Source organism: Streptomyces sp. NPDC091376 (genome assembly GCF_044757085.1).
In the GTDB taxonomy this organism is placed as follows: Bacteria; Actinomycetota; Actinomycetes; order Streptomycetales; family Streptomycetaceae; genus Streptomyces; species Streptomyces pratisoli.
Genome location: NZ_JBIVUF010000023.1, coordinates 26,530 through 46,461, shown reverse-complemented (window position 1 = coordinate 46,461; position 19,932 = coordinate 26,530). Strand labels below are relative to the sequence as shown.

Genomic DNA, 19,932 nt, shown 5'->3' with positions numbered 1-19,932 from the left:
CTAGGTGAGGATTCCACGGCGCATGGCCTCGGCGACCACGGCCGCCCGTCCGGAGACGCCGAGCTTGTCGCACAGGTGCTGCAGGTGGGTCTTGACCGTGGAGGGGGCCAGGTAGATGGCACGGGCTATGTCGGGAGTGGACATGCCGGCGGCGAGCAACTTCAGGACCTCCCTCTCACGGTCCGTCAGGCTGGGGCGGCGCAGCTCCGTGCGGCTGCGGATCTCCGAGATCAGACCCGCGGCCAACTTCGGCGGCAGGACGGGATCCCCCCGGAAGCAAGCCTCCACAGCCTTGGCGATGTCCTCCGGCTCCGACTCCTTCGTCAAATAGCCGCATGCACCGTCCTGCAGGGCCTGATAGACCGTGGAGTCCTCGGTGAACGCCGACAGGATGAGGATCTTGGTCGAAGAGCTGGCCTCGGTCACCGCCCGCGCCACCTGACCACCGTTGAGGAGAGGCATGCGGTAGTCCAGGACAGCGACATCGGGTTCGCTCTCGATGATCGCCTTCAACGCCTCCTGGCCGTCCTGGCACACACCGACCACGTCGAAGCCGCCGGTGGCCTCCAGCTCCTGCGACACCCCGTTTCGATACACCGGATGATTGTCCGCTATCAGGACGCGGATGCTCGGACTGGTGACGCTCATGAACGGGTTCCTCCGTCGGTACAGATCGGTATCTCGATCCTGTCGGATACCTCGCCTGGCGAGAGGAGTCGTTCGGCCATCACTTCAGGCGATACATCCCCCTGCTTCCAGGGGATTGCGCGTAACCCCGACGCGTGATCAACGACGCGCACCAACCCACCCAGAAAGGCGATAACAATGATCAGATCAGCTCTTATACGGAGAAACTCGCTGCCCTGGAGAAATCGATAGCACGGAGTACGCGAACCCTCGCACTGTGTGTCCGTAGCGGTTGGTAATTGCAAGCATGTGGGATCTTCGCCCCCCTTTCGGTCACCCCCCGGACACCGATCGGCATAGGCCCTTGAGAGGTCCGTCCGGCGACCAAGCGGCCACAAGCACAAGCGCATTGGCCGAGGCGATCGGACAGGCACCACCCGTTCGGACGCCACCCCGACGCGCGACGCGGGTGAAGCGCCAGGGCCGGCCGCGCGGGACCCCCTGGGCACACGACCCCAGGAAGCGGGGCCCTCCCCCGCGCATCCATGCTCCACCGGGACGCCGGAAGCGCGCCCCCTTCGACCACCACCCACCGGACCGCGTCGACAACTCTCGACGACGGCCGGACGATTCAGCCGACGCCGGCAGCCAGAGGACAACGCGTGCGGCGGGCCGGGACAGAGGCGCATGGAGACAGGCGACATCCCTGCCGCCCGGGTGCCCTCCGGCACGACCCGCGACTACCGGAAACCACCGCCACGCGGCCAGGGGCACGCCGACGAGAGGCCAAGAGGCCTTCGAACGAACAAGGACCCGGCCCGCCCACACCACCAACGCCCCGCGCGCCTGACACCCGCAAGGCCACGAACGGACACCACAGATACTGACGCCAAGGCCCCCGCCGGCACCGGCCCGCTGGGCCCGCCCGCATCTGCGCCGCCGCCCCGCAACACCGGGCCGAGAACCCCGGTCGACCGGGATCAGTCGAGAGCCTCGACACTCACCACGCGGGCGCTCCAGGGGCAGTAGTAGCCGAACTCCCACACCTCGGTCCCCTCCATCACCATATGAGGCACGGAGTCACATTTGATAGAGCCGATCGAGACGAAAGAGAACGACTCGGGGGCAATGTGCCAGCCGTATCCCGGGTTGTCGGCAGAAGGCGAGCGCACGATCTTCCCGTGCGGGACGGCCTCGTCACCGCTCTCCCCGCGGAGAAGGCCCTTCGCATGCTCAATCTGCCCCTCGTCCTCCACCCGCACGCTGTAAGGCTCCCTGTCTTCCCCTACTTCGAACGTCACGAGCGCGGCACGCTTGGCCTCCGCAGTCGCGGACACCCCGGGCCGGGTGACAGTCTCCGTCGCGTCGGCCCGGGCGACACCGGCCGTGGCGAACGTGACTCCGGTCGCGGCGATCATCGAGACCGCGGCAACAGCGCGCTTCACAAGCATATTTCTCCTCACTGAACAGAACAGAAGCGTTCGTCAACGAAGACAGAGTATTAATCCCGCCCATTTCCGGCATATGCCCCGAGGGCATCCCTTCGGGCACCCATTCGTCCCCACAGCGGCGACGAGACGTCGGCGCGGCCGGAAGCCTGGGCCCTTCGCCCGCCGGCCGGGATTCGTATACTCCAGGGCGCCGTTCGGCGGGGACGCGGATCCACCCCGAGAGCCAGCCCCTCTCCATCAGACCGGGACCGGCGACCCGGCGGGCCGTCCCGTCCACACGGCCGGGACGTCGAACAGACCCACGCCCCCTCGCCCGGCACACCGACGCCGCTCCCGGGCGTCCGCGTGTGGGATGACGCCGACAAACGACGGCCGGATCCGACTGACCGTGCCACCTTCTGCCCCGGCCGCAGCCCTTTAGGGATTGATACACGCCACCCGTGATCGAAGGCTATTTCCGGACACACACTACTAAGCCCAGCAGGGAGAAAACCGTGGAAGCCCAGGGAGCCCTAGAGCTAGAAATGCCGGAGTATCTACGGCAAGACGATTGGATCCAGCTCTACACCCCCGAGATCCTTGAGCTCCTCAACTACAGGATGCAGGCAATCGGGGGATATGCACTTCTCAAGCGGCACTTCCTCGCATATTGCGCCCACTACCTCTCCATGCAAGTTAACGAAGAGGACAGAATCTATCCCGAAGAACGCAATTCTGATACCTGTCTCGATATTTGGCACCAATACTTGGAGCGCGATCGAGAGGCGACCACATTGCCGGGTGAACTCGGAACCTTCATGACAGAGTACTTGCAGCAACCCGATCTCCTGCACGCCGACCTCGACAGCCCCCGAGAGGTTTTTCCGACACTCTTGGGGCGCACGGACTGGTACAGCGTGGACAATGCCCTCACTCATTACCAAGTCGCGTTCCGCGCAGCGTACGAGGAGGTCACCGCAGCGCATGGACGGGCGATGACGATCACCACCGAAGGGCCACAAGGAGGAGCGAGCCCGGGTGGCCGTGAGGAGATCGGAAAACCGACTCCCGACCAGCAGAACTCGCCCGCGATCACCGGGACAGGCTTGGAACTTCCCGTAGAGATGAGCAGCGAAGCATGGGATAACTTGTACAGCTCCAGAAGCAAACGAAAGCTGTACGACTACTCGATTCCCGGCGATCTCCCCTCGAATACGAGCGACACGGAACTGGCCTTCATACAGCAACTTTTCAAACGCTACTGCCATCTTTACGCGACACAACTCGGACACAAAGAAAATGTCGATTTGTTCTGCGAAAGGCCACTGCACGATCCCCATGGGCCGCAGCCTGACATATGGACCATCATCAACCAGACCGGCCCTACCGCAAATAGCCAGCTGCGTGCCCCTGAGCGTATAATGCTCATCTTCACATACTTCCGGGAAAAGTTCTCCGAGCGTGTAGAAGTATCTCGCCGCCGTCTTCGCGAAACGGATGACGCGCAGACCGGTAACGCTTCCATCAAGAAGCTCACGCAAAGCGATAGGGAACTGCTCTCGAAAGTCCTCATGAGTGATCTTGTCTTCACCATGGCGTTCGCCGCGCTCGAGGCTGGCGTGGCAAGCGCGAAAAAATGGAAGACGCGCTCTTCCACAGGCCCGAGGGAACCCCACCGAGGGAACTCGCCTGGGGCAAAGCATACCGCCACAAGATCAACCGAGCCGATTACTCGCTCCTCAGGGAGATACTCAAGAACGCGGTGGTGAGCGAAGCCGTACGGAAACTGGGCGACGAGAAGGCCACCCGCGGCCGGAGACGGCAGCTGATCGCGGCGCTCAAGGCGGTCTCGGACGACCGGGCCGGGTGACCGACGGGAGAGGAAGGCGCATTGGCGAGCACGCGTGGGGTTCGAGCACACCGCCTCACAGGCCCGTCCTGTTCCGCTCGCAGCCGATGCGGCGCGGTCGGTGACCGATGCACGGAACGCCGGCTACCGGCCTGCTGCACGAGTCATCACGAGGCCGATCAGCGGATGCCCGGTGTTCCCTTCTCGCCGGCAGGCCGTACGGCACGGCTCGGCTGCCCTCGAACAGGGCCAGGCCTTCAACCAAGTTCATCCCTGAAGCGTTGCGCCTGGGCTGACGCGTCAGCAGGATGAGCTGACGACCGACCGGGACGGTGGCAGCGGGAGAAGGCCCGAGGTGGAAGACGCCGAAGAGGGCTGGGGCGTCACTGGAAGGCGGTTCGGCATAGCCGACGTCATGATCCGGGCACTCTCCGGCGAGGCCCCACCACGCCGATCCCGGCCCGATTCCACCCGACACCTCGGAACAAGTCGACGCCCTCACCGCCACGTATACCGCGCATCATGTATATTGATATACAACAACGTATATACCAGGGGGCGTCATGAGCCGCACCGTGATCGATCTCGACGACGACGCATTGGAAGCCGCAGCCAAGGAGCTCGGTACCACGACCAAGCGTGACACCATCAACACCGCCCTGCGGGAGGTCACCGCCCGTTACCGGCGGCTGCGCGCTCTCGGACAAGCCCGCGAACTGGTTGCCGAAGGCGCCCTGGACATCAGCCTGCTCCTCGACAAGCGCGAGTACCGGCCTCTGGGCGAGCCGGACGGTGTCCGTAACGCGGGAGCGGTGGAGTGACCGTCGCCGACTACTTGATCGACACCTCCGCGCTTGCCCGGGTTCTCCTCGGCCGGACCACGGCCGAGTGGGACGACAGGATCGGCGCGGGGCTCGTCGCCCTGTGCGACATCACCGAACTGGAAGTCCTCTACTCGGCACGCTCGGCCGCGGACCGAGAACGCATGAAGCGCACGCTGAATGCCCACTACACCTGGTGCCCCGTGCCCGACGGTGTCTACCGACGTGCACGCGTCGTCCAGGAACTCCTCACCGCCAAGGGCGAGCATCGCAGTGCAGGCCCCGTCGACCTGCTGATCGCCGCCGCGGCGGAAGAAGCGGGGCTTACGCTGCTCCACTTCGATCGCGACTTCGAGACGATCGCCCGTGCGACGGGACAGCCCGTCCGGGCGATCGACGTCAAAAGCTGAACAGACGCCGTGTACAGCAACCGGTGAGCAGCGCCGGGCCCCGCTTTGCCTTCACAGCGTCCTGGCTGACCGGGTTCCGCAGGTGCAACCGCCCCCACGAGCACCATGCCGCAAGTACCTGGCTCTGCCCCGGCCTCGCGGCAGCCCTGTGCTGCTATGAGCGGCTCCGTGGCCGTGCCCGTTGGCGGGAGGTCGCGGTTACGTAGGTCAGGGGTTCGCCGTGTTGAGGTGCGAGCCTGGGAGTCGCACCGTCGTCCGGTGCGGCGATGGGTTCGCGGGTTTCAGGGGGCGGTTTGCCGGGCGGGCGGAGCCTGAAGGGGCAGTGTTTGTGCCCGTCGGTCATCAGTCCTCTCTTGCCTCGGTCGACCCCCGTGGGGATCGCGATATAACGAGGTTCCGGTCGGCGACGCAAGGGGTCCGCGCGGAAGGGGGAAGCAATTGCCTACCTGGTCGAGTGATTGTTTCGGTTGGATCGACCCGGCAGACGACCTGGACTTCGTCTCGGGGCGTCGGCCGAGGAACTTGGAAGAGCTTCTCCGGGTCCAGAACAAGCGCTGGCTGGAACTGTTCTGGAAATGGCTTCCGTTGCAGGACGGGGTCGGCCTGGGAAGAGACTTTCGTAAAGTAGCGCACGACTGTCGCCTGCATGGTTTCCGGAAGGGGCTGTCGGCGGAGGCGAAGGAGGTCTGGGACGCGTGGGTGGGGAAGTTCCGGGAGGACTGCGGACGTCTGCGCGTGTTCCTGGCCGATGTGATGAAGGCCAGCGAGCTTGCGGCAGGGGGGAAGGCGACCAGGCAGCGCGTTCTTCGCGAGCGGACCAGGATCCTCCGCGAGGGGCGGAAGAGCCAGCACGCGAATCTGGCGGTGACTGCCGAAGCGGTCATGCTGTCGTACACCATGGGCTGCAAGCCGCGGTTCGCGGAGTTGTACCAGGGTTTTTGTGACACCGCGAAGAAGTCGACGTCCTGTGCATCGACGCTCGGCAGCTGTCTGGAACTGCTCGAGTCTCGCTACACGCGCATCCTCACCGAGGAGGCTCGCCTTCGTGAACTGTGCCGGGAGCTCCAAGAGGAAGGCGGGCAGGAGTCGCGGGAGCGGAACGTGCCGCGGCTGGAGGCGTCGTTCAGGGACTATCTGCACGCTTGGGAAGAGCTCGGCCAGGCGGTGAAGAAGGCGTGCGTCAAATTCTATAAGTGGGCCCAGGACGAGGCGGAGAAGAAGATGCGGGAGGAGTTCGCCTCGGCTTTCCCGGCCGTTCACGCCGTCCTGGTGGTCGCCGGCGCGCTGATCGCGGCTCTCAGGCTCGGGCTGCTGGCCTGCTCCTCCACTCCGCTGATGCCGGCCACGCTTCCGGTCTTGGCTGGCCTGGCCGTCGCGTGGGATGTGGTGCAGGAACTGATCCGCCGCGCGGTGGCGGCCGCCGCAACACATGATCCGGAAACGGTGAGAGAACATGTGGGCGTCTCCTACGACTACGCGGGTACTCACACGTCGGCCAAGGAGAACCTCGCGGAGGGCGCGGATCACGCGGTCCGCAACAACGCCCGGGGCATCACCATCGCCAGGCCGTTGAACCCGCAAGCGCTGTTTCTGGGCGAGCTGGCCGGTGTCGCGTATGTCGCCAAGGGAATCCACGACCAGTTCAACACCAAGGTCCTGCGGCCCGACGCGGACCGGGAGGAGCTCGTCGCCCTCTACGACCACGCACGCGAGCACATCCACGGGAGCGGCTACGACGTGCCCGACGCCGACGTGACACCCGATGCCGACGGCCGTACCGTCATCGACGGCGTCCCGGGAACGATCACGCACGGCAGATTCCACGAGACGGACCGCAGCAAGGCGTTCCTGGCCTCGGTGAGGGCGTGGCTGAGGACGCAGACGGGCGGCCTTGCGATGCTGGAGCAAAGATATGTCCTCCAAGGGCCGTCCGGGGCCGCCGACCTGGCCACCTTCGCGGACCCGGGCTGGGTGGCGCACGAGGAGGGGGAAGGCGGGTTCGACGTCCGGGCCGTCGCCACATGGAAACGGTCGGTGTCTCCCGTGTGGACCGCCTGGTACCAGGCCGGCTTCTTCCTCTCCTATGAGGGCACGGTGGCCCGGCCTGTCCTGGTCTTCACCGGCACGCTGTCGACACCCGCCGGCTGCCGGGTCTTCGCCGACCTCGCCGATGTCTCCTCCCCCGACCAGCTGCTCGCGTTCGACATGGCGGAGTTCGACAGCCTTCGGGAGAACCACGGCTGGACGGGCAGCACGGACTTCCAGGTGTGCGTGGTCGACGGCGTGACGCGCCTGAAGGACGAGAACGGCGACGTCCTGTCGGATGCGTCCGGCTCCCGTCTGCGACTCGAAGACGGTGCCTACGTCTTCGACGATCCTCGTGACAACCATGGAGCCCTGGCCGAACCTTGAGGACGAGACCGATACGTTCGGCAAAGCTGCGGTTCGCGGGCCGTCCAGGCAGGCATGGCGCCTGTCCGAGGGGACACCGGCGGGCGGCACACACGCTCGGTCCGCGCCGTACGTGCGGGAGGCAACCTCCACGCCTTCGTCGACCAGTACCCGCTCGGCCGTGGAAACGGACCGGTTCAATTCTCTTTGTACCTGTCCGTGAGCTCGTGCGGCTGGGAGAACCACAGGTGTGTGCAGCTTTCCGGGGTGTAGAAGCCATCCCACTCGCTGCTGCGCAGGTCGTCGGGTATTTCCATGGAGGTCTCCGGTCGGCTCGAGAGAGCTTGATCTTCCGCCATTGTGAGGCGTGGCGGGGGCGCCGTCCCAGCATTGGCGTGCGTCTCACCGGGCAGCACCCTGGAGTCTTTGGGCGGACGGACAGGCACGCCGCCCCGCCTCGGGTGGTGGCGTGCTGGTGTGTGAGGGTCCGGGTACGTCGGCGTCGTTGCGGTGCCTGGCGTGCGGGTTCGTGGAGTCCCGGTCACGCGGACGGTTCCCCCGGGGCCAGGGTGTGGTTGGTCCGTCGTTTTGTCCGTACACGGTGGTGAGGGGTGCCAGGTGGGCGGGAGGTACCGGGGTGGGGCTGGTCTCGCGCCGGGAGCGGTGGCGTTGGGCACTGGGTGCCGGTGGGGCGACGCGGGCTTGGGGCGTGGCGGCTCGACGAGAGCCGCGGCCCGTTGTGGGCGCCGGCTCTGTGGCATGCGCGGTGTTCCCAGGCGAGGAGGGTCCGCGTGGCGCGTGGGGCCGGTTGTGGTTCGGGTGGGCCCGCACGGGCACGGGGTCGGTCGGGGTCGCCCGTGTGGCGCCGTGGTGTCGGGTATCGCCCGCGGGGCGTTGTCGAGGCCGGGGGCGGGGAGGAGAGTGGCTTTACCGCCGCGGCTGCTCGTTGGCGCGGAAAGGGTGTGTGGGTTCGGTCCTGGTCGGTTCGGGGGCGTGTGGTGGGCGGTGCCCGTGGCGAGAGCGCCGTGGGTGTGTCAGGGGGTGGTCTCCTGGAGGGTAGGCCGTGGTGGCTGGTAGCCGTGGGAGGGGGGCTGGTCCGGGTAGAGGTCGTGGTGCACGGCGCGGGCCAGCCGCTCGATGGTGTCGATGCCCTGGAACCAGCCGTGGTGGGCCGGTTGGGCGTGTGGGATCGGGTTGTTCTGTGTGAGGACGACCAGACCCTGGTCGTAGGGGCCGCCGGTGAGCGCGCTCATGCTGTTGACTTTCCAGTCGCCGCGGTCGCGGGGGTCGGCGGGGCCGGTCCATGAGCGTTGGAGCCAGCCGTTCTTGACGTGGATCGTGGCTGCTTGGGGGGGCTCCGGCGGGGGTGCCCCATCGCTGGTCGCCTTGGACACCGTGCATGAGGTCGAGGGCGTAGGTGCGTGCGGGGCGGTTCAGGACGGAGTCGTCGTGGCCGGTGAACAGGCGCAGGAGGGTGGCCAGGTCCGCGGCGGTGACCTTGGTCAGGCCCCAGGAGCCTGTCGTGTCGAGGGTGGTCTCTTTCATTCCGGCCTTGTCGAGGAAGCGTTGGATTGTGACCGGGTTCGGGGTGTTCGGGTGGGTGGGGTCGGACAGTTGGCGCCACAGGGTGGTGGTCGCGTCATTGTCGGAGTTCTGGATCATTGCGCGGGCCAGTGTCCGCTCGTGCTGGGTCGGTTGCCCGTTGCGTGCCGCAAGGAGTGCTCCGAGGACGATGGTTTTGACGACGCTGGCGGAGTCGTGGCGTTGGTGCGCGTGGTAGGTGCAGGTGGTTGAGGTCGGGCGGTCGTAGAGGGCGATCGAGGCGTCGCTGCGGTCGGCCCTCAACGCTCGTGTCATGTCGCGGGAGAGGCGTTTGGCCAGCTCATGGTTGGTGGAGTGGCAGGTGACGGTATCGCCGCCGGCCGTGTTCTTCGCGGGCGTGCCCGTCCCCTGGGACGGGGCGGGATTGTGGGGTGCGGCGCTCGCCGGTGTGGCGGCGGCCAGCGATACCGCCAGGGCCGCGAGTCCTGTCGCCAGCTTCGATGCCTTCTTCATGCGTGGTCCTCGCGTCCCTTGGATCGGCTCGCTGTGGATGCGAGCCCGGTACGGGCCCGGCGCGACCGTCCTCTGGGCCGGGCCGTGAACGGGGTGATGTCGACGGCGTCCTTCGTGTCGGGCCGCCAGGATGGCTTGGCGTGCCCGGTGGGCGCCTCCTGCGGTCGGGGGTCTGGCGTGGGTGAAGGGGGTGTCCCCCGGGTGGGGCTCGCGGCGGCGGGGCACGGGCCGCTTCACCGGGGTGTGCGGCGGGCCGGGCCCGCGGCCGTGGACCGCGATGCCGAGGGCACCGTTCGGGATGCGGAGCGGGTGGGGCGTGCGGCTTCCGATGGGGGGAGGCCGGTTCGTCCCGGGTGGGGCCCATCGGTGGAACCGCCGGCCGCGTGCCCGGGCGCAGGGTGGGGCATTGCCCAGGCTTCCCGATCGCCGGCGGGCCACGGTCCGTGCGGCAGGCTTTGACGCAGGAGTGGTGTATCCCGTGAGTTACCGATTTCGTCCCGCTGTTGTGGTCGCGGCGGTCGCGGCGGTCTCCGTCGCCGTTCCGGTGACGGCGTATGCGGCGGCCGGTGCCGTTGCGCCGCCCTCACAGTCCGTGAACGTGACCGCCGCCGCACGGAAAGCGCCAACCGCCAAGATCGTCATCTCTCCCCCGGACGGTGCCCAGGGCGCCGGCATCAACAGGGGAATGAAAGTGACGGTCAGCGGCGGCACGTTGGTGTCCGTCGCGATGAACTCCGTTCCCAGCGGCACCCAGACCGTCGGCGTCATGTCCCCGGATGGCAGCAGCTGGCGGCCGGAGACCGCCCTCGCCCGCGGCATGACCTACGCGGTCAAGGCGACGGCGAAGGATTCCCGAGGGCGGAGCGTGACCCGCCAGGCCAGGTTCACCACGATCGACCCCGACAAGAGCTTCATCGCCTACTTCACCCCCGAGGACGGCGAGACCGTCGGTGTTGGCATGCCCGTGTCGTTCACCTTCGACAAGCCCATCACCGCCACGAAGGCCGTGCAGGCCGCGATCCAGGTGTCCTCCACCAGTGGCCAGAAGATCGTCGGGCACTGGTTCGGCCCCACCCGATTGGACTTCCGGCCCCAGCACTACTGGAAGCCGGGCTCCGATGTCACCGTCAAACTCGCACTCGACGGAGTGCGGGGCGGCAAGGGCATCACCGGGGTGCAGGACCAGACGGTCCACTTTCACATCGGCCGCTCCCAGATCTCCACCGTCGACGCCACGACCAAGAAGATGACCGTGGTCCGCGACGGGAAGGTCGTCAAGACCCTCCCCGTCTCCGCCGGCGCGCCCGACAGCCCCACCTACAACGGGCAGATGGTGATCTCCGATAAGCACGACGAGATGCGCATGAACGGCTCGAGTGTCGGTTTCACCGACGATGACGGCAAGCCGGCCTACGACATCCCCGACGTGCCCCACGCCATGCGCCTGAGCAGCTCCGGCACCTTCCTCCACGGCAACTACTGGGCCCCCAAGAACGTGTTCGGCACGACCAACACCAGCCACGGCTGCATCGGGCTCAGCGACATCAAGGGCGCGCACGACCCCAGCACCCCCGCCGCGTGGTTCTACGCCCACTCCCTCATCGGTGACATCGTCACCGTCACACACTCCGCCGACAAGACCATTCGGCCCGACAACGGCTTCAGCGACTGGAACATGCCCTGGAGCACCTGGACCAACGGCTCCGCCAGGTAGGAGAACCCGCCTGCCGAATCCGGGGGCCGGGCCGGGCCCGGATCCGGAAAGCGTCACCGGTGACACGACCGGGCGAGGTCAGGGGATCCGGCGGCGTGCGACGTGGCCGTTCCGCGTTTCGAGACGCTGAGTCACGTAGGCGCCGCGTACGGAGCGGTTCCGGGTTTCCCGCTCGTGTCCGCGGGCGACGCGAACGGGAAAGCCGGTGCCGGGCGTGCCGCGCTCCCTCCTCGCCGTTCGCGCGTCCTTTCCGCGGCCCGTGCGATGCCGCCGAGCGTGCCGTCGGCGTTCTGTGACCTGATGGCCCGGTGCACCCGCCTGGACCGCCGCGACGGCATCGACGTACAGGCCCTGAGCTCTTTCCAACCTGTCGGGTTGGACCGGTAGTTGGGCTGACAGACAGGTGAAGCCCCTGGTAGATGGGTTCTCGACCAAGAAATCCGTCTCCACCAGAGGCTTCGTGTGCTTGTTCGCCCGTCGGGCGTCGACGTGTCCAGCTCTGCCCTTCGCTTCCTGTCCGCCAAGCTCCGGCAGCGCCACCGAGAGCTCGGTACCCGCCGGCGGCGCCTGAGTGTCGGCCGGCAAGCGCTGCCCACTCTCGCCCATCTCCGCAACGGCCAACCGTATGCGCAGCTCGCGGCCGGGTTCGGTATCGGGACCACAACCGCGTACCGGTACATCACCCAGGCCGTCGAGGTCCTGGCCGCTCTCGTGCCGAGCCTTGCAGAGGCGGTCCGGACAGCATCGTCGAAGTCGTTCGTGCTGCTGGGCGGGTAGAAAAGGCGGTCCCGCGGCCCGACAACGTCCCCGGGAGGCGACTGACCCTTCACGCCGGGGCAAGAACGCCGGGCGGTCGCCGGCGGCCTGGCCGCGACGCTAAAACGCACCGCGATGCATCACGCCACCTACCGTCCCGACTGCTCCTCGGCCTACGCACCACGCCTTGAGGTGCGGGAGCATTCCTGTGTCGGCGGGTGGAATGCCGCGTAAGCGCCCGCACCGGCGGCGATCGCGGTGACGCATCCGGCGAAGACGAGGCCCGCCGTGCGCAGCCCGAGCACCATGGTCAGTGCACCTACTCCCACCACGGGCAATGCGAGGCCGGCGTACGCGAGGACGAAGAACGCCGAAATCGTCCCCGCTCGTTTGTGTGGCGGAGCCGCGTCGTTGATCAAGGTGAGGGCGCCGCGGAAGGCGAGGCCCTGGCCGGTACCGCCGACGAGGGCGCCCAGGACGAGCAGGGGCAGGGACTCGGCGAGCAGGGACGAGCCCACGAGCAGCAGCCCGACGACGAGGACTGCGCAACCGACGGGGAGCGCGCGGACGGCGCCGGCCTTCGGTGTCATCGACTGGCCGATGGTCGAGGCCAGGAACACGGAGAAGGCGACGGCGCCCGAGACGGCGAGGTTGTGCACGTCCAGGGTCATCGCGACGAAGCTGGGCGCCACCGCAGTGAACAGCCCGAACAAGGCGAAGCCGGCAAACGCCGCGACGGAGGCGGGCACGAAGACGCCCTTGATCCCGGTCGGTACGGAGATGCCTTGCGGGCTCAGCCGTGGCCACCGGTTCGGGTTCTCGACCGTCTCCGGCAGCAGCCAGGTGAGGACGCAGGCCACCGCGATCAGGCCCAGATCCACCCAGAAGACCAGCGTCAGCGGTCGGGGCGCGTACTGCGCGAGCATGCCGGACAGCAGCGGGCCGCAACCCAGGCCGCTCATCTTCGCGGCGGTGGCCGCGAAGGCGGCGCGCGCCTTCTTCGCGGGCGGGGCGAGTTCGATGACGGCGGCCGTCGCGGCGCCGCTGAGGAGCCCGGCCGAGAGACCAGACAGCAGCCGTCCCGCGAACAGGAATGGCAGACCGGTCTCCAGCAGGAAGCAGCAGGCACTGGCGGCCGAGAAGCCCATGGCTGCCAGCAGGACGGGCCGGCGACCGACGGCGTCGGAGTAGTTCCCGGCGACCAGCAGGGTGGTGATGACCGCGATCGCGTACATGGCGAAGACGACCGTCACCATCAGCTCGGAGAAGCCGATCTGCTCCTGGTAGAGCCCGTACAGCGGGGTGGGGAGCGTCGTCCCCACCATGCCGATCGCGAACACGGCCGCAGCCGCCGGATATCCCGGTCGCCCTCTCTTACCTGTTCCGACCGTGCGATCGACCATCCCAGCACCCTATGAATCAAGGCCGTTGAAACCGCCAGGTTGTGTCATGGATCAGGTGTGAGCTTCCCCTGAAGGAGTCACCTGATGAGCACGACGGTTGGTCACCTACTTGAGGCGGCGGTCGGTGTGTGGCTTGCCGAGGGCGTGAACGGCGCTCAGGGTGCCGACGTGAGGACGACGAGGGCAGGGCCCTCGGTGAATGGGCTGAGTTTGCCGCTGCTGGACGAGTTGGAGATGCCGGCCACCGAGCAGTTCCGGGCAGGTGAGGGCCTCCGGCTGCTGGGGGATGAGCTGACCACGGTTCGTGGCAGTCCCTGAAGCCAAGCTCATGCTCCCCTGGCCGAGGGACAAGCACAAGCAGTGCCGGCACAACCTCGTAACTCCGACGAGCTCCGCGAGCGAGCCGTCCGTGAGGTCCGCGCCACCGGCCGGCCGATCGCGCATGTCGCGATGGAACGACCTGGGCCGCTTTGCACCGAGCGTCCCGTCTCCGGTCGCAGTCGCAACTCGGCCCGGCCCGACTTGTGGCGGGGCTCGACCCGGCTCACCGAGACCGGACACGGACCGCGCCCGAAGCGGAACGGATCGCCTTGCCGGCGACGACCCGCCGGGCGGGCGACAAGACGCCCGGCTGGCACCCGCGGATCAGGGAACGCAGTAGACGAAGGAGTTGAACGACAGGTTGTTCGCGGTCGGGTTGAAGGCCTGGATCTGCCAGCTGTCCCCCGCGGGACCTTGTCGGGAGGCCTGGGGGATGAGCCCCGCGCCCAGGAAGTAGCCTCCGGAGATCGCCGTCTGGCCCGCGGGACACACAGCGGTACTGACGCGGGCGTCTCCAGGGGGCACCATCATCGTCGGTCCCGCGATCTCGATGGTGGTGATGTCCCCCGGACCCGTCGGACCTGTGGGGCCCGTCGGACCGGTCGGACCCGTCTCCCCCGTCGGACCGGTCGGACCCGTCGGCCCCGTCGGACCGGCGGGACCGGTCGGGCCTTCCTTGTCCTTGTCCTTGTCCTTGTCCTGTCTCTCGCACTGGCGGTGCTTGTCCTCCCGGCACTCGTGGTCCTGACCCGCCGCCGGCACCTGCACCGGCTCGGCGGGAATGGGCCGCACCACCGCGGCGGTGGCGCCGGCGCTCCCGGCGAGGACGAGGACGAGGACGAGCGACGCGAGCGCGCTACGCGTCAACCGTCCTCTCTTCCGGGGAAGCGGCCCCAGGAAGTTTCTCCGTCGACACTCGCTCATCCGCGCTCCCGCACTCGTGATCGACGCCGCGGCGCCGTCACTCGTCGCGCCCGCGGCCCTGTGCCGATCACAACCGTGTTCTCGGCGCTCCGCACTCCCGACGCGGCGTTGGAGGGACATTCCCAAGGACGGCACGCGGGCCTTGCGCCGCCCGCTCGGCTACACAGAAAACGCCACGGCGCGACCCGGGTGAGCGGCGCGCAGGGGGCTCGGACCTCGCGCTTGTGGCGGGCGCGAGGTCCGTTCACGAGAACGCGCCGGCGGCCTTCGGGTGCCGCATCCGTGACCGGCCCGCCCGGGCACGTGTTCGCCCGGTCCTGGCTCGGCGTCACGTGGTGACCCGTACCCGGGGCACTCGATGGTGTCGGATACCTTACCCTCGTCCGGTTCGGCGTCCACGAGGCCCGGCCACCACGGCGGCCGCCCGTCCACCGGTCGCCCGTTGAGCTAACCCCCGACACCGCGACCCGCCCGATTCGCCGTTCTCCGTCCTGGCCATAGCGCGCGGTTAACCCGGCCGTCTCTAGCGTGCCGGGAGATACGACCCGGCGCGAGGGCGGTGGGTCGCGGGAGATTCGGAGGAAGCGGTGGAGATCTGGGACGGCAACGACGACGTCCTGTTGGAGGGGTGCCTGCGGGAACTCCACGACCGCCAGAGCATCTGGGAGCACGACGCGGGAGTGCCGCTGGCGGGGATGTTCGTCGCGGCGGTCGTCGAGGATGTCCTGGCTCAGAACGCGCTGGGCCCCGCGTACGCGGTGGACTGGCTGGTCCGGGCAGCAGCCATCGCACCGACCAGCGGGCGCGTCCCCTCCCTGACGGCGAGTTGCCAAGATGAGGCCACCACATGGCTGAACGACCTGTACAACGCCTACCGGTTCGAGCCGCCCCACGGGGCCTGCGCCTTCTGCGCTGCCCGACACACCCGGCAGGTGGCCCAGGCCGCCTGCTCCAGCCCCCCGGTGCCCGCACCCGACCGGACCTGCGCCACTCACGTCGGCGGCGGTTACGGCACGGCCACCATGGCCGAGGACGGAGCCGGCGCGGGCGCCTCTGAGGTGGCGGACGGACCAGCCCCCAGCACACTGACCACGCGGCGGGTGGCCGAAGGCGCCGCCCCCGGTCCCGGTGACCCGCCCGCCACGCACGGGGCCACCACGGGGCCCACCGCCGGCGACGGGCCCACCCGCGTGGTCCCCGTTGCCTACCACGGAACGCATCCAGACGCGGCGCGGAGGATCCGCGACGAGGGCTTCAGACTCGACGTCCCGGAGTCCAACGCCAGAAAGTTCGGATCGGGCGTCTACTTCAGCGAAAGCGAGAAAATCGCACGCGGATGGTCCTCGGACGTGCTGGGCGGCGGGGGCAGGGGGAAAGGCCCCGTCATCAAGGTTTCCATCGGCGGGCGCATAGCCGAACTCGACGAGCCCGCACTGCGGTCCGCCCTGCCACGGGGCGACTTCTCCGGCTTCCCGTTCATCAGGAACGACGAGGACACAGCAGAGCTCAAAGAACTCCTCGCCCTCGATCACTTCGGCGCGGGATCAGCCCTGTCAGCTGCGGGAATCTTCTTGAAGAACAGAGGATACGCGGCCATGTATCTCAAGCCATGGCGGGAGATCGTGGTGTTCGACCCCTCCATCATCGACATACTCGACATCACATGACGCACTCTCTTCCCCTCGCCAGCGCCGGGAGGCACATCCCTCTGCCGCCCGGAGGCGGGCCCGACACACGGGTGCGCCCTGCGAACTTCCTTTCCGGCAGCCGGAATCCGCCACCAAGCCGATGACCGGTCCACGGTCATCCGGCCCGCGTAGATCGTCGCCACCGCCCGACATCCACGTCAGCTGTCCCGCACGAAAGTAGACCGGTCCTCCTCCTTGCCGGGCGGGACCGATCCTCAAGCGGCTGGCGCCGGGAGGTGTTCGGAGCAGGGATCTCGGCGAGGGTGCCGACCTGCGGGCGGACTTGAACGTCAGCACGTCACGGTGCGGCCCGTGCTTCAGTGGGGGAACAGCCGTTCGCAACCTCCGCAACGGCGTTCCTCCCCGGCTTCCCTCCTGGCGCGGACTCGGCCCCTGTTTTCGTGATGTGCAGGTCTGTCACCACGGCAGTGCTGTACCTCTCGGCGAGGACAGTGGTCAACCGCGGCGCACTGTTCCAGCGAAAAGTTGATCGATCCGGTCGTGGGTGGCCTGCAGCCGGTTCGAACCGCGCGCCGCGCGCCTGCGGAAGGTCTCGCGGTAGACGGCGCGCTGTTCCAGCGGAGCGGTCGGCCTCCTTGTTCGTCGGGGTGCCGCGGGTCCCGGCCTGTACCCTCTGCAAGACGGACAAGGCGCCCCGTGGGCCTGGTGGTGGCCGGCGCCCCGGCCATGACGGCGCCGCCCCATCGGCGTTGGTCACGGGCAACGGCCCAGGAACAACCCGCCGGCTGCCGTCCCAGCCGTCGTGAACCCCACGCCCGCCACAACACGGACGCACCACGCCAGCGACCGGCCCGGAGCCCCGGCGCAGCCGTACACGACCGTCCATCGGGTCACGATGAACACCGCAGACCTCACGCAACAACGACATGCCCACATGCTCTTGACCAGCCTCCGGCGAGTACCCGCGACGAGTTGGTGCAGTCGGTTGACCAACTACCCCATGCCCGACGCCGGTTCACCGTGCCGCCGACCGGGCATACCGCCGCTTTCGCCCATTCGGTCGCCCGCCACCTGTCGGACGGGTTCCCTGACGCACCGGTGGAACAGGCCGACCAGCCCCTTCCGGCCCGCGGCGGAAGGCGGACGGCGGCGAACGCCACGCTCCGGTAGACACCGACGCCGCCGGCCATTGCGCGCGGCGTGGCCAAGGAGTGCCTGCGGTGTTCGCCATGCATACGACGACTGGGCGGTTCGTCGCAGTCCGGTCGCTGCGACCGGGACCGAGGCGAGCCCCCCGAACGGCCCCGGCGGGTGAGCCGAGGCCACACGGGCTTCGGAGACGAGAGCGGCACGCTCCCGCGTCATCGCCAGCTGACCGGATCGGCGACACCAAGCAGGCGAGGATCCACACCGCCCGCCACGGCACCACGCCCGAACGCTCCTTCAATGATTCCGTCGGTTCGGTCACCGGGAGTGCGCTCGCGGGGTCGTTCGGGTCGTTCGGGTCGTTCGGGTCGTTCGGGTCGTTCGGGTCGTTCGGGTCGTTCGGGTCGTTCGACACGACGATCCCGGACACCCCCGTTCCTCGTCTGGCCGGCCCGAACTGTCCGGGGATCGCTCATGCAGGTCCGCTCCCGGCCCGGGCACGGACTCCTTGGGCATGGTGGATCACCGGGGCCGTCAGAGCTCGCCGATCGTGCCGTAGCCGGATGCAGACCCGTCACTGCCACCGCGGCCGGGCTCGGACCGCGGCAGACGCTCCGCCCCGTCCAGGGTGTGCTCGATGGTTCTGACCTTCCTCGACAGCTCCTTCATGACACGGTTCTTCAGGGCCGCCGAATACGGGTCCACGTGAGGGCCGAGGTCGCCGGCGAGGCCGCTGGGCAGCTCGACCGAGACGGCGTCGTAGTCGCCGTTGAGGCTCAGCCGCAGATCCTGGTGACCCGGATCGTTTCCCGAGCCCTTGAGGGTGACCGGCACGTTCCCGGACAGGCCCATCCGGCGCAGGATCGCCACGGCGATCCCCGTCTCACCGGGATTGGGCGTGTAGTGGCCGCTGGTGTCGTTCAGACCCGTGACCCGGCCGTCACCGGCCACGGTCATCATCCCTGCGCCCTTCACGAGCGATCCGGCCATGGGAGTGCTGTGATGCGTCAACTGCACTATCGCGCCGATGTCCGTCAGCGCCTTGACCTGCATCATGTCGGTGAGTTTCTCGACCTGCCACTCTCCCTCGCCACGCTTGACCCGCATCATGTTCGGATCGAACAGATACAGGTGCTCGTCCGGGGAGATGACCCATCCCCACGGACCGCGGCCCACCCATGACCCGTTTGCCCAGCACAGCTGTGTGGAATCCGCGTGAGGGAAAACAGCCTCGAGATCCACCCGTTCGCTCGCCAGGCAGTACCAGGTCGACGTCCTGCCCTGGGACCAGGACTCCTCCCAGCTGCGGAAGACGTCCTCGTCCTCGTATCGGGGGTTGTGGACCTCAAGGTAGTCCCTGGAGTCGGCCAGTGACGTCGAAGACGGCCTGGAGTAAGCGGAAAAGGGCTCGATCCGGCTCGCCATCTCCCGCGACGCGCAAACCTCCACCAACTCGTCCGCATGCTGGACCAGACCCGCGACCTGTTCCACCACATAGTCAACACCGAGATCACCGAGGTGCGGCCACAGCTCCAGCAGCCCCTTCAGCCCCCCACCCCCGCCGAAGGCCCCCTCACCCGCCAAAACACCCCACACATACGTCAGCCGTTCCTGGATCCCCCCAGCCAGATACGCGGCATGCTCGAAACACTCCGGCGCGCTCGGCTCACCCCGCCTGGACACGTCATCCGGATAACCTCCCCCACCCGAGACAGTGACCGCCGGCGTCGGAACCTCGCCCAGCTCCCACACCAACGCCCCCTCCGCAGCAAGGACGTCCAACGCCTGCACGACCTCCACCTGCCCAGGACCCAACTCCGCCACAGCCTCCGCGCCCATCGCCAACCGCGTCCGCGCCGCCCACCGGGAAACCTCCTCGCACTCGTCCAAGAAAACGAGGAACCGGCCATTCCTATACAACGAATTCCACACCATCGGCTCCAGGACTCAAAAGAACGACAAAAGCACCACCCGCACATCCTCACCACGACACACCGACAGCTCCATCCCCTTCAGGCACACCCCAGGGAAACACCCCCACCCCCCACGCACCCCGCCCGACCCCGGGCAACATGCCCTTCCCTCATTCCGGGTGACACCCCCCGGGGACAACCCGCCCGCCCCCCTTTCCGAAGAGGCCGATGGACATCCCCAACCCGCCAAGGCAGACCACGCATCACCGACGCCATCACGAAGCGTCCGTGAAGAGCACGCCGGCCCGCCCGGCGAAACCCGCAGACCCCCTGGGAAAGCGTTCCGGGCACGGGCAAAGCCCGACCCCAGTCGCCGGGCCGGCGTACGGCCCTGTGAACATGCACGGCCCCGGCCCTGCAGGCCACCGGCCAAAACCGCTCCAACCGCGCGCCGATGACCAGTTGCTGGTCAATGCCCATGTCTGGGGGCAACGCGTACGGGTCCCCGGAGCGGCAGCTTCGG

Annotated in this window: 14 protein-coding genes and 2 pseudogenes; 9 read left to right on the top strand and 7 right to left on the bottom strand. The window is 68.0% G+C overall.

The features are described 5' to 3' along the window. Positions 1 to 648, bottom strand: coding sequence for a response regulator (locus ACIQMR_RS33480; protein ID WP_401395431.1), 648 nt, complete (start codon positions 646 to 648; stop codon positions 1 to 3). Positions 649 to 1,607: 959 nt separating this feature from the next. Continuing rightward, a complete protein-coding gene (locus tag ACIQMR_RS33475) occupies positions 1,608 to 2,078 on the bottom strand; it encodes a hypothetical protein (protein ID WP_401395428.1) in 471 nt (156 codons plus the stop codon). A gap of 494 nt (positions 2,079 to 2,572) precedes the next feature. Between ACIQMR_RS33475 and ACIQMR_RS33470 the strand changes: the two genes are divergently transcribed. The 4 genes from ACIQMR_RS33470 to ACIQMR_RS33455 all read left to right on the top strand — a co-directional run bounded on the left by ACIQMR_RS33470 (position 2,573) and on the right by ACIQMR_RS33455 (position 7,549). Continuing rightward, on the top strand, positions 2,573 to 3,826 hold the full coding sequence (locus ACIQMR_RS33470) for a hypothetical protein (protein WP_401395425.1): 1,254 nt from the start codon (positions 2,573 to 2,575) through the stop codon (positions 3,824 to 3,826). Positions 3,827 to 4,469: 643 nt separating this feature from the next. Beyond that, positions 4,470 to 4,727 carry a type II toxin-antitoxin system VapB family antitoxin gene (locus tag ACIQMR_RS33465; protein WP_401395423.1) on the top strand — a complete coding sequence of 86 codons (258 nt, stop codon included), beginning with the start codon at positions 4,470 to 4,472 and terminating at the stop codon, positions 4,725 to 4,727. Next, positions 4,724 to 5,137 (top strand): PIN domain nuclease, encoded by a 414-nt coding sequence (locus ACIQMR_RS33460; protein WP_401395420.1) that lies wholly within the window; start codon positions 4,724 to 4,726, stop codon positions 5,135 to 5,137. Before ACIQMR_RS33465 ends, ACIQMR_RS33460 begins: the two co-directional genes overlap by 4 nt. A gap of 522 nt (positions 5,138 to 5,659) precedes the next feature. Continuing rightward, positions 5,660 to 7,549: a hypothetical protein gene (locus ACIQMR_RS33455; RefSeq protein WP_401395418.1), complete on the top strand. Its 1,890-nt coding sequence runs from the start codon at positions 5,660 to 5,662 to the stop codon at positions 7,547 to 7,549. Positions 7,550 to 8,562: 1,013 nt separating this feature from the next. On the opposite strand, the gene ACIQMR_RS33450 is transcribed toward ACIQMR_RS33455, so the two are convergent. Both ACIQMR_RS33450 and ACIQMR_RS33445 read right to left on the bottom strand, forming a co-directional pair. Next, entirely contained in the window at positions 8,563 to 8,781 is a 219-nt protein-coding gene (locus tag ACIQMR_RS33450; RefSeq protein WP_401395552.1) for a hypothetical protein, read from the bottom strand. A gap of 181 nt (positions 8,782 to 8,962) precedes the next feature. Continuing rightward, positions 8,963 to 9,190 (bottom strand): annotated as a pseudogene (locus ACIQMR_RS33445) (hypothetical protein); the annotation flags it as partial. Positions 9,191 to 9,431: 241 nt separating this feature from the next. Between ACIQMR_RS33445 and ACIQMR_RS33440 the strand changes: the two are divergent. The 3 genes and pseudogenes from ACIQMR_RS33440 to ACIQMR_RS33430 form a co-directional block, all read left to right on the top strand. Beyond that, entirely contained in the window at positions 9,432 to 9,671 is a 240-nt protein-coding gene (locus ACIQMR_RS33440; RefSeq protein ID WP_401395549.1) for a hypothetical protein, read from the top strand. Positions 9,672 to 10,127: 456 nt separating this feature from the next. Continuing rightward, on the top strand, positions 10,128 to 11,297 hold the full coding sequence (locus ACIQMR_RS33435) for an Ig-like domain-containing protein (protein ID WP_401395543.1): 1,170 nt from the start codon (positions 10,128 to 10,130) through the stop codon (positions 11,295 to 11,297). 462 nt (positions 11,298 to 11,759) lie between these two features. After that, positions 11,760 to 12,071: pseudogene (locus ACIQMR_RS33430) on the top strand (transposase family protein); the annotation flags it as partial. A 155-nt stretch (positions 12,072 to 12,226) separates the two neighbouring features. Here the strand turns inward: ACIQMR_RS33430 and ACIQMR_RS33425 are convergent. Continuing rightward, positions 12,227 to 13,456: an MFS transporter gene (locus ACIQMR_RS33425; protein ID WP_401395416.1), complete on the bottom strand. Its 1,230-nt coding sequence runs from the start codon at positions 13,454 to 13,456 to the stop codon at positions 12,227 to 12,229. 84 nt (positions 13,457 to 13,540) lie between these two features. Here ACIQMR_RS33425 and ACIQMR_RS33420 point away from each other — a divergent pair, with 84 nt between their 5' ends. After that, the gene (locus ACIQMR_RS33420; RefSeq protein ID WP_401395413.1) at positions 13,541 to 13,774 is read left to right on the top strand and encodes a hypothetical protein; all 234 of its coding nucleotides are present in this window, start codon (positions 13,541 to 13,543) and stop codon (positions 13,772 to 13,774) included. Positions 13,775 to 14,101: 327 nt separating this feature from the next. On the opposite strand, the gene ACIQMR_RS33415 is transcribed toward ACIQMR_RS33420, so the two are convergent. After that, positions 14,102 to 14,644, bottom strand: coding sequence for a hypothetical protein (locus ACIQMR_RS33415; protein WP_401395411.1), 543 nt, complete (start codon positions 14,642 to 14,644; stop codon positions 14,102 to 14,104). A 644-nt stretch (positions 14,645 to 15,288) separates the two neighbouring features. Between ACIQMR_RS33415 and ACIQMR_RS33410 the strand changes: the two genes are divergently transcribed. Next, entirely contained in the window at positions 15,289 to 16,368 is a 1,080-nt protein-coding gene (locus tag ACIQMR_RS33410; RefSeq protein WP_401395408.1) for a hypothetical protein, read from the top strand. Positions 16,369 to 18,030: 1,662 nt separating this feature from the next. On the opposite strand, the gene ACIQMR_RS33405 is transcribed toward ACIQMR_RS33410, so the two are convergent. Then, positions 18,031 to 19,296 carry a hypothetical protein gene (locus ACIQMR_RS33405; RefSeq protein ID WP_401395405.1) on the bottom strand — a complete coding sequence of 422 codons (1,266 nt, stop codon included), beginning with the start codon at positions 19,294 to 19,296 and terminating at the stop codon, positions 18,031 to 18,033. Between the last annotated feature and the right edge of the window lie 636 nt (positions 19,297 to 19,932).

Bases quoted from the DNA above. Each gene is read 5' to 3' on its own strand.
- ACIQMR_RS33420 (WP_401395413.1), top strand. From the start codon at position 13,541: ATGAGCACGACGGTTGGTCACCTACTTGAGGCGGCGGTCGGTGTGTGG.
- ACIQMR_RS33480 (WP_401395431.1), bottom strand. From the start codon at position 648: ATGAGCGTCACCAGTCCGAGCATCCGCGTCCTGATAGCGGACAATCAT.
- ACIQMR_RS33475 (WP_401395428.1), bottom strand. From the start codon at position 2,078: ATGCTTGTGAAGCGCGCTGTTGCCGCGGTCTCGATGATCGCCGCGACC.
- ACIQMR_RS33465 (WP_401395423.1), top strand. From the start codon at position 4,470: ATGAGCCGCACCGTGATCGATCTCGACGACGACGCATTGGAAGCCGCA.
- ACIQMR_RS33425 (WP_401395416.1), bottom strand. From the start codon at position 13,456: ATGGTCGATCGCACGGTCGGAACAGGTAAGAGAGGGCGACCGGGATAT.
- ACIQMR_RS33450 (WP_401395552.1), bottom strand. From the start codon at position 8,781: ATGAGCGCGCTCACCGGCGGCCCCTACGACCAGGGTCTGGTCGTCCTC.